Annotated in this window: 3 protein-coding genes; 2 read left to right on the top strand and 1 reads right to left on the bottom strand. The window is 65.9% G+C overall.

Annotated features, from left to right (window positions below; genetic code table 11):
* A partial coding sequence (locus tag BN903_RS03130) for a helicase-related protein (RefSeq protein WP_048076333.1) occupies positions 1–718 on the top strand: 718 nt, incomplete at its 5' end.
* Positions 719–1,132: 414 nt separating this feature from the next.
* Here BN903_RS03130 and udk read toward each other — a convergent pair.
* Positions 1,133–1,831 carry a uridine kinase gene (gene udk, locus BN903_RS03125; RefSeq protein WP_048076332.1) on the bottom strand — a complete coding sequence of 233 codons (699 nt, stop codon included), beginning with the start codon at positions 1,829–1,831 and terminating at the stop codon, positions 1,133–1,135.
* A gap of 256 nt (positions 1,832–2,087) precedes the next feature.
* Here udk and BN903_RS15485 point away from each other — a divergent pair.
* Positions 2,088–2,254: CBS domain-containing protein (locus tag BN903_RS15485; RefSeq protein ID WP_195155705.1), on the top strand; the 167-nt coding region annotated here is incomplete at its 3' end.

Here is a 2,254-nt window from a genome sequence, read left to right as displayed (position 1 = left end):
CTTCGAGCGCCCCGACGGCGCTCACGAGGCGGTCGCGGAGCTGGTCGGCGACCGCGTCTACGCGCTCGATGTCGACGACCTCGCCGGTGACCACCTCGCGCCCTACGACATCCGGCGGATCGAGGTGGAGCTGACCGACGCGGAGCGCGAGCGCTACGACGAGAAGCAGGGTACGTTCGTCGAGTACGTCCGCGAGGCCGGGATCACGTTCACCAGCGGGAGCGACTATCAGGAGCTGGTCAAGCGCTCCGGCAACGACCCCGCCGCCCGCGAGGCCCTCCTCGCGAAACAGGACGCCCGGGAGATCATGATGAACGCCGAGCGGAAGGTGGCAAAGCTGGCGGGGATCCTCGACCGCCACCGCGACGACCGCGTGATCGTGTTCACCGGCCACACCGACCTCGTCTACCGGCTCTCGGAGCGGTTCCTGCTGCCCGCGATCACCGCCGAGACGGGCGCGAAGGAGCGCCGCGAGATCCTCGAACGCTTCCGCGATGGGACCTACGGGCGCGTCGTCGCCGCCAACGTCTTAGACGAGGGTGTCGACGTGCCCGACGCCAACGTCGCGGTCGTCCTCTCCGGCTCCGGCAGCGAGCGCGAGTTCACCCAGCGGCTTGGGCGCGTCCTCCGACCGAAGGAGGACGGTGGCCGGGCGACGCTCTACGAACTCGTCAGCGCCGAGACCGCTGAGGAGCGCGTGGCAAGCCGGCGGCGGTGAGCCCGGTCAATCGAAGAGGATATGTATTGACCGACGAGCAACTGCGACAATTGCTTATAAATGACGGTGCGGTGGCGCGTGCCTCCGAGCGGTCGCCTCTGGCGACCGCGAGGAGCACCGCGCGAGGGAGTCAGCGGCGACCAACGGGAGCCGCCGACGAGGCTGCGGAGGTGTGAGGTGCTGTGCGGGCTGGGAATCGAAGGGGCAGTCGCGAGGACAAAGCACGACGAAGTAAGCACCGCAGGGAGTGAGCGAAGCGAACGACCGAGGAGCGCAGCGAGTCGCGCGAGTCCTCGCGGCTGGGGCTTCGGTGGTCGTGTTCTCAGCAGAATCCGCATCGTAGCGAGCGGCTGGGGCTTTAGTGGTGTTCGTTGTTCCGACAGCTATTCTCAGCGAGTCGGCGTATCGAACCGATTAATCGTCGCCGTCGACGTCGAGCGAGCGCTTCTCGCCGAGTTCCTGTTCGAGACTCCCGCGCTCCCAGCTCCTGACGGCGTCGCCCTCGACCTCGGCGCGGAGCTTCTCTTCGAGGAGGTTCACCGCGACGCTGTTCGCGCCTTCGGGGATGATCACGTCGGCGTGTTTCTTCGACGGCTCGATGAACTGCTCGTGCATCGGCTTCACCGTCGAGAGGTACTGGTCGATGACGCCCTCCAGGTCGCGGCCGCGGTCGATCACGTCCCGCCGGATCCGCCGCAAAATGCGCACGTCGGCGTCCGTCTCGACGAACAGCCGGAGGTCCATCATGTCGTTTATCTCCTCGTCGTACAGCGCTAAGATCCCCTCCAACACGATGACGTCGGTCGGCTCGACGGTGATGCGCTCGTCTTTCCGGTTGTGAACCTCGAAGTCGTACTGGGGCATCTGGACGGACTGGCCCTCAAGCAGGGATTCGAGGTGCTCTCGCAGCAGTTCCCACTCGAACGCCGAGGGGTGGTCGTAGTTGACCTCCTGCCGCTCCTCGAAGTCGAGGTGCGAGAGGTCCTCGTAGTAGTTGTCGAGCGGGATTCGAGTGACGCTGTCGCCGAGATCGCGGGTGACGAGCCGGGAGACCGTCGTCTTCCCAGCGCCCGTCCCGCCCGCGATCCCGATCACGAACGAGGGAATGGCCATACCGCCGTTCGAACGTCGGAGGGTTTGAACGCTCCCTTTTCGTCGTCCCGCCCTCCGCATCACTCGCCGCGTTCGACTCGCCGCGTTCAACTCGCCCGTAACTCCCGGAGAACTCCCGGACAACTCACGGACAACTCGGGCAACTCTCTGAAGGTCTCGCGCCGTTTAGTGTGGGAACAAATCGCAAGCGTACGAACGGTACCGGTATAACGGTATCGGGGGCAGCTTTTAGCCGATCGGAGCGAATTCGAGACGTATGCGAACAGACACCACGGTCCGTGACGTGATGCACCGCGAGTTTCTCGGCGTCAGCGAGTCGGACTCGCTCTCGGACGCGGCCGCGCTGCTGGTCGAAGAGGAGACGAACTGCGTGGTCGTCGTGCGCGGCGGCGACCCGGTCGGGCGGCTGGAGTCCCGCGACGC

The organism is Halorubrum sp. AJ67 (genome assembly GCF_000513435.1).
The sequence above is the reverse complement of the archived record's forward strand: the minus strand, read 5'-3'. Positions and strand labels throughout refer to the sequence as shown.

Excerpts from the sequence above, each read along its gene's own strand:
- udk (WP_048076332.1), bottom strand. The coding sequence starts at position 1,831 with ATGGCCATTCCCTCGTTCGTGATCGGGATCGCGGGCGGGACGGGCGCT.